This window comes from Trinickia sp., assembly GCF_035492435.1.
GTDB lineage: Bacteria > Pseudomonadota > Gammaproteobacteria > Burkholderiales > Burkholderiaceae > Trinickia.
Genome location: NZ_DATJJF010000091.1, coordinates 1 through 7409, shown reverse-complemented (window position 1 = coordinate 7409; position 7409 = coordinate 1). Strand labels below are relative to the sequence as shown.

Sequence of the window (7409 nt, the reverse complement as noted above, 5' to 3'; positions counted from 1 at the left end):
ATCGACGTCACAGAATGCCAGATGATCAACCAATTCGCCGGCAGCCAAAAGGCGCCGCCGAGCTTTACCCAGGGATATGGGCTGGCCTTCGGACACTCGGAGCGCAAGGCCATGGCCATGTCGCTCGTCGACCGCGCGTTGCGCGCGCAAGAGCTCGGCGAACCGGTCGAGGCGCCCGCGCAAGATGCTGAATTTGTGCTGTATCACAGCGATAACGTCGAAGCGTCCGGTTTCGTGCAGCATCTGAAGCTGCCGCATTACGTGGACTTTCAGTCCGAGCTTGAGCTGGTGCGTCGGCTGCGTGCCAATCACCCGGCCACGCGCTCGGACGGGCAAGAGGAGGACGCGGCATGAACGCGCGCCAAATGCATGAATCGTATGAATCGGCCCAGGCCGATGCCACCGTCGAAGGTTACAACTTCGCTTATCTCGACGAGCAGACCAAGCGCATGATTCGGCGCTCGTTGTTGAAGGCTGTGGCGATACCGGGCCATCAGATCCCGTTCGGCTCGCGTGAAATGCCGCTGCCCTACGGTTGGGGCACAGGCGGCATCCAGGTCACTGCGGCCATCATCGGGCGCGACGACACGCTGAAGGTGATCGATCAGGGCTCGGACGAGACGACCAACGCGGTCAACATCCGCCGCTTCTTTGCGCGCACGGCAGGCGTGAAGACGACGACGCGCACGGTAGAGGCATCGATCGTGCAGACGCGGCACCGTATTCCGGAAACGCCGCTCACCGATAAACAGATTCTCGTCTACCAGGTGCCGATGCCGGAGCCGCTCTACCGTCTCGAGCCGCGTCTTGCCGAGTGCCGCAAGCTGCATGCGTTGTCCGACTATGGTTTGATGAACGTCAAGCTTTATGAGGACATCGTGGAGCACGGCAGCATTGCCACCACTTACGACTATCCGGTGGTCGTCAACGGCCGTTACTTGACCGCGCCGTCGCCTATCCCGAAGTTCGACAATCCGAAAATGCATATGAACCCCGCGCTGCAACTGTTCGGGGCAGGGCGCGAAAGGCGGATCTACGCCATACCGCCGTACACCAGCGTGCGCAGTCTTGATTTCGACGACCATCCGTTCGAGATTCAACGTTGGGAACACTCATGCGAGATCTGCGGATCGAGCAACAGCTTCCTCGACGAAATGATCGTCGACGACGCGGGCAAGCGGATGTTCGTCTGCTCCGATAGCGATTATTGCGGGGAGCAACTCGCGAAGCGCGAGGCCGCCGAAAACGGCGCGGCAACCGTGACTACGGGCGCAGAAATCCAGGAGGAACGAGCATGACTCCGTTGTTGAGTGCACGTGGGCTCACGACACGCTACGGCGAGCGGATCGGCTGCGAAAACGTAAGCTTCGATCTTTATCCTGGTGAAGTGCTGTGCGTTGTCGGCGAATCCGGTTCTGGCAAGTCGACGATGCTCAATACTGTCGCTTTGCGCGTGGGGGCGTCGTCGGGCAGCCTCGCTTACAGGGACGCGAATGGCGAATCGTTGGATTTGCTGAATCTCTCTGAGCCGCGGCGCCGGCGTCTGATGCGCACGGAATGGGGATTCGTCGAGCAGAATCCGCGCGACGGGCTGCGTATGGCCGTCTCGGCGGGCGGCAACATCGGCGAGCCGCTGATGGCAGTCGGTGCCCGCCATTTCGGCGCGATCCGCGAGACGGCGGCGAGCTGGATGCAGCGCGTCGAGCTCGATGCAAAGCGTATCGACGATCGGCCTTCGTCGTTTTCGGGCGGCATGCAGCAGCGTCTGCAAATCGCGCGCAATCTCGTCACCGGTCCCCGGCTTGTGCTGATGGACGAGCCGACGGCGGGCCTCGATGTGTCGGTGCAGGCGCGCTTGCTCGATCTGTTGCGCACGCTCACCGCTCAATTACATCTTGCGTGCGTAATCGTGACGCACGACATCGGCGTGGCACGTCTGCTCGCACACCGTCTGATGGTGATGCAAGGCGGCCGCGTGGTTGAATCAGGCCTCACCGATCAGGTGCTCGACGACCCACAGCATCCGTACACGCAGTTGCTCGTGTCGTCCGTGCTGCCGGTCTGATTGAAAAAAGAGAGGAGTCCTCAATGAATGGCGAATCGATCGACACGAGCTTCGTGCGCGACGACAAGCTGATGCTGCGTGCGCGGGGCATCGCGAAGACGTTCGTGTTGCATACGCAAGGCGGCCAATCCATTCCGGCTTTGCCGGGCGTTGACCTCGACGTGTCGCGCGGCGAGTGCGTCGCGCTCGTCGGGCCGTCTGGCGCCGGAAAAAGTACGCTGCTGCGCTGCCTCTATGGCAACTATCTGGCAAGCGCGGGATCGATCCAGCTGCGCGACGATACGTGCGAGCAACGGTATCTGTCCATCACGGGCGCGAGCGCGCATGACATCATGCGCGTGCGTCGCGACGTGATCGGTTATGTGAGCCAGTTTTTGCGCGTGATTCCACGCGTGTCGACGCTCGATATCGTTGCCGAGCCGCTCATCGCGCGTGGAGTTGAAGTGGATGCGGCACGCGCTCGCGCGGGCGAGTGGCTCGCTCGGCTCAACGTCCCCGAGCGGCTTTGGCAGCTGGCGCCGGCAACGTTCTCGGGCGGCGAACAGCAGCGCGTCAACATTGCGCGCGGACTGATCGCCGAGCATCCGGTGCTGTTGCTCGACGAGCCAACCGCATCGCTCGATGCGACGAACCGTCACATCGTTTCTGAAATTATTGTCGAGGCGCGTAAGCGTGGCGCCGCTATCGTCGGTATTTTTCACGATGAAGCGACGCGCGAGCAGGTCGCCACACGCCGCCTCGAGCTCGAACCCGTGGAAACGCCTGCGTTCGCGTAGGCACCCCGGCACACCGGACTGACGCAACAACCCTCCCTAGTGGAAACGGAGTAGCACGATGTTGATCAAGAATGCGCGCATCGTCACGCGCGAGGAAGAATTTGTCGGGGTAGTGCGCATCGACAACGGGCTTATCGCCGATGTCTCGCGCGGCACGACGGACGCGGCCGATGCCGAAGACTGGCAAGGTGATTATCTGGTGCCCGGTCTCGTCGAGTTGCATACGGACAATCTGGAAAAGCATCTGGCGCCGCGCCCCGGCGTCCTGTGGAACGTCGAGGCGGCCTTCGTGATTCACGATGCGCAGGTTGCGGCCGCGGGTATCACGACGGTCTTCGATTCCCTCGCAATCGGCACGCGCACCGACGCGGGCTTGCGCGGCGGCGAACTGCATCGCAATGCCGTGTCGGCGCTTGATCGCTTGTCGGAAAACAAGATGTTGCGGGCGGATCATTATCTGCACCTGCGTTGCGAGGTCGGCACCAAGGACGTCATCGATCTCTTCGACGAGCTGGGCAGCCATCCCCTGCTGCGGCTTGCCTCGGTGATGGATCACACGCCGGGTCAGCGTCAGTGGCACGACCCTGCGAAGTGGCGCCAGTATCAGGAGCGCAACGGCAAGTGGACCGATGAGAAGATGGCGGCAGCGTTGATCGATCTGACGGAGATGCAGGCGCGCTACGCCGAGGCGCATCGACGCAGCATTGTCGATCGCTGCAAGACGCTTGGCATCGCAGTCGCAAGCCATGACGACACGACAGTTGAGCACGTGCAGGAAGCCGTGGACGACGGCATCGCGATTTCCGAGTTTCCGACGACGATAGCCGCTGCACGTATGGCGCGCGAGAACGGACTCGCGACGATTATGGGGGCACCCAATGTCGTGCGTGGTGGCTCGCATTCCGGCAACGTGTCGGCGCTCGAGTTGGCGAAGGCAGGGCTGCTCGACATTCTTTCGTCGGATTACGTGCCATCGAGCCTCATGATGGCCGCATTCCAACTCGTGCGCGATGCAGGATGGTCGTTGCCGCAAGCGATTGCGACCGTCTCGTGGTCTCCGGCGAAATCGGTCGGCTTGACCGACCGTGGCGCAATCGAAGTCGGGTTGCGCGGCGATTTCGTGCGTGTTGGTGTGAGCGGCGCATTGCCCGTGCCGCGTGCGACGTACGTGCTCGGTGCACGTGTGGCGTAATCGGCATCGAGATCGTCTCGCGGCACGCTTCTGAGAGTTGAACCATAATCCAGGGGTGATCGAATGCGGCATTGCCGTTCTTCGATGCATCTTTCGAATCCCTGGAGAGTGGTCATGAAGCAAAGCGTAGGCAAAATGGTGTCCTTTCGTCGTCCTGACGGTCAGGAAGTAAGTGGTTATCTGGCTGAACCGGAAAAGCTCGAAGGGGCACCCGCGATCGTCGTCATTCAGGAATGGTGGGGATTGAACGACCAGATCCGCGGCGTGGCAGATCGCCTCGCGCGCGCTGGTTACCTGGCGCTCGTTCCGGATCTCTATCGCGGCAAGTCCACCGTCGAAGAAGAAGAGGCGCATCACTTGATGACCGGCCTCGATTTCGCGGACGCCGCGACGCAAGACATCGCGGGCGCAGTGAAGTACTTGAAGACCCGCTCGGCACGCGTGGGCGTGACGGGCTTTTGTATGGGCGGCGCGTTGACGCTGTTGGCGCTCAACGCGAATCCCGAATTCGATGCGGGCGTGGTTTGGTACGGTTTCCCTCCGCTCGAATACATCAATCCCGCGAACATCAAGGTGCCGGTGCAGGCGCACTGGGCGACGCAGGATGCGTTCTTCACGTTGGACAAGGTCGACGAGCTCGAGACGAAGCTCAAGGACGGCGGCGTCAACACGGAGTTTCACCGCTATCTCGCTCATCATGGCTTTGCCAATGAGACGGCTGTCGGAGCGGGCCGCATTGCTGCCACGCAATTCGATCCGGCGTGGGCTGAACTCGCCTGGGATCGCACGTTGACGTTCTTTGGACGCACGCTCTGGTCCAAGGCGTGACACGCCGCGTGAGTAGCGCTCGGTGTAGCTGTCGCACGCGCCGTATCGGGCGCTCGGGCGCCACAAAGCACCGCAATCTTTCGTAGTAACAACGAAAGAAGGCCCCTCAGGTCATGAGGGGCCAACCTCAATCAAAGTCTTGCACCAGCCGTCCGGCTGAAGCGGCGCTGGCCAACGTCAACCCAGATCGCCGGTCGTGTGCTCTCTCGAGCCCCCGATGCCTAAAGCGTTTCTCGCTTATCGTCACTCCCCGCAAGACCCGCATCCGAGGCGCCGCATTTGCAGTCGCATTTGTCGCGTGAGCATAAGTCGAGTTATTACAAATAACGAAAACGAAAGCGAATAAATTCAAAAATCGCTCAAGTTATTTGCGTGCCTTGCCGTAATAGCCGACGGTACACCGATCCACTTTGTCCCAGGATTCTATGTTCTCGGCTCTCTCGATTAATGGCCGCCTCGGCCTCACAATGTCACTGCTTAGCGCGTTGTTGATTGGTGTCGGTTTGGTGGGTCTCATCGGCATGCACAACAGCAACGAGGCCAATCGGCAGGTTTATGCTGTGCAGTTGGTGAAAACGCTCGATATCAGCGACATGGTAGTCAACGTCGGCCGGGAGCGTACATCGCTCGATCGAGCCGCGATCGCGCCGGGTTCCGCCGACGCAAAACTGATGTACTCGAGAACTGATGACGTCCGGATAACCGCGACCAAGGCTTGGAATCACTATCTGCAGTTGCCTCATGACGCCGAAGAAGGGCGTCTTGCCGATGCTACGAACGATTTGTTGAAGCAGACGCACGATGAAATTGCAAAGTTCCAGACGACGATCCAACAGGCGGACCACGACCAGATCGCGGCGCAAGCGATTGTAGTCGGAACGATATATACGCATATGCAAGGTGCCGCCGACGCCTTGAAAAGTTATCAGCTAGGTGTGGCGAAGCAAGGTTACGAAGAAGCCGGGCGAAATTACAACTTGTTCTTCGCGGGATCGATCATCGCAATCGGTGTGGGCGTGTTGGCTGCGCTCTGGAGTTGGGTGGCGCTGCGCCGTGCCATTCTGGGACCGGTCCGCCAGGCACTGCAGCACTTTTCCGAGATCTCGGGCGGCGACCTTCGTCATCGCATCGAGATTGCTTCAAGCGATGAAATGGGGCGCCTGCTTGAAGGTCTGTCAAGCATGCAGCAAAGTCTCACGCGCACCGTCTCGAGCGTGCGTACCGCAAGCGACGCAATTGCCGGCGCGAGTCGCGAGATCGCGGCGGGCAACGCCGATCTCTCGGCTCGTACTGAATCGCAGGCGGCATCGCTGCAAGAGACGGCCGCCAGCGCCGAGCAACTGACGGGCACCGTCAAGCAAAACGCCGACAGCGCCCGCGAGGCCAGCGCGCTTGCCACCAATGCATCCGACATTGCGCGTCAGGGTCATGAGGTCGTTTCTCGCGTCATTGGCACCATGAGCGAAATCAGCCAAAGGTCGACAAAGATCTCCGAAATCATCGCGCTCATCGATGGCATCGCATTCCAAACGAACATCCTCGCGCTCAACGCAGCTGTCGAAGCTGCGCGCGCGGGCGAGCAGGGGCGCGGATTCGCGGTCGTGGCTGGCGAAGTGCGTGCGCTCGCGCAGCGCTCGTCGTCGGCGGCGAAGGACATCAAGGCGCTCATTGTCGATTCGGTCGATCGGATCGGGACCGGTTCTGCGCAGGTGGAAGAAGCGGGTCGGACGATGGGGCAGATCATTGATGCCGTGACGCGTGTCAACAGCATCATGGGTGAAATCTCGGCTGCTTCGCAGGAGCAGACTCAAGGGATCACGCAAGTCGCGCAGGCCGTCAATCAAATGGATCAGGTCACGCAGCAAAACGCCGCACTGGTGGAAGAGGCGTCGGCGGCTGCGCAGTCGTTGTTCGAGCAGGCTCGGGCACTCGAGCAAACCGCGGCCCTCTTCAAGCTGCCCGCCTCGGACCGGTTTGTGCAGCCTGTTCCTATCGCGGCATCGACGATCGCGGTTTCGGCGAATGCCGAGCCATTCCTCGCTTAAGAAGCGCCTTTCATACGGCCCGGCCCGCAGCGCTTCGGGCTGATGTGCAAGGCGTGGCCATCGGCAACCCGGCGCTAACGTTTCGCTGGGTTGCCATGCAGTGGTGTTCTCATCGCAACGACTCCATGACTCAAGACAAAGAACCGCGCAGACGCTTCTTGCGCCAGATGCTCGCCGTCGTGCCTACTGCGACGCTCGCCTCCGGCGCCGCCGTCACCGAAAGCGCTTGTGATAAGTCGGCGGTGGCGCAAGCCAGCGGGGGTGCCCCCGAGTATCAGCCGACGTTTTTTAACCCTGCGCAGTGGACGTTTTTGCACGCTGCGCTCGATCGTCTCATCCCTTCCGACCAATACGGTCCCGGTGCGGTCGAAACGAACGTGCCCGAATACATCGATCGCCAGATGGAGACGCCCTACGGCCACGGCAAGCTGCGCTATTCGCAGGGGCCGTTTCATCCTGACGCAAAGCCGGAGTTCGGCTTGCAGATGAACCTCACGCCGCGT

The 7409-nt window shown here is 61.0% G+C and carries 8 protein-coding genes; all 8 read left to right on the top strand.

The features are described 5' to 3' along the window. On the top strand, nt 1-354 hold a 354-nt coding region (locus VL598_RS06500; protein WP_325325877.1), incomplete at its 5' end, for a carbon-phosphorus lyase complex subunit PhnI. 11 nt (nt 355-365) lie between these two features. Next, the gene (locus VL598_RS06495) at nt 366-1298 is read left to right on the top strand and encodes an alpha-D-ribose 1-methylphosphonate 5-phosphate C-P-lyase PhnJ (protein WP_325325879.1); all 933 of its coding nucleotides are present in this window, start codon (nt 366-368) and stop codon (nt 1296-1298) included. After that, nucleotides 1295-2065 (top strand): phosphonate C-P lyase system protein PhnK, encoded by a 771-nt coding sequence (gene phnK, locus VL598_RS06490; RefSeq protein WP_325325876.1) that lies wholly within the window; start codon nt 1295-1297, stop codon nt 2063-2065. Before VL598_RS06495 ends, phnK begins: the two co-directional genes overlap by 4 nt. 23 nt (nt 2066-2088) lie before the next feature. Further along, nucleotides 2089-2841, top strand: a complete 753-nt coding sequence (phnL, locus tag VL598_RS06485) for a phosphonate C-P lyase system protein PhnL (RefSeq protein WP_325325875.1) — start codon at nt 2089-2091, stop codon at nt 2839-2841. Nucleotides 2842-2899: 58 nt separating this feature from the next. Continuing rightward, entirely contained in the window at nt 2900-4033 is a 1134-nt protein-coding gene (locus VL598_RS06480; RefSeq protein ID WP_325325874.1) for an alpha-D-ribose 1-methylphosphonate 5-triphosphate diphosphatase, read from the top strand. A 114-nt stretch (nt 4034-4147) separates the two neighbouring features. After that, on the top strand, nt 4148-4861 hold the full coding sequence (locus VL598_RS06475) for a dienelactone hydrolase family protein (protein ID WP_325325873.1): 714 nt from the start codon (nt 4148-4150) through the stop codon (nt 4859-4861). A 425-nt stretch (nt 4862-5286) separates the two neighbouring features. Next, complete coding sequence (locus VL598_RS06470) at nt 5287-6906, top strand: methyl-accepting chemotaxis protein (RefSeq protein WP_325325878.1); 1620 nt, start codon at nt 5287-5289, stop codon at nt 6904-6906. A 125-nt stretch (nt 6907-7031) separates the two neighbouring features. Beyond that, a partial coding sequence (locus tag VL598_RS06465) for a gluconate 2-dehydrogenase subunit 3 family protein (RefSeq protein ID WP_325325872.1) occupies nt 7032-7409 on the top strand: 378 nt, incomplete at its 3' end.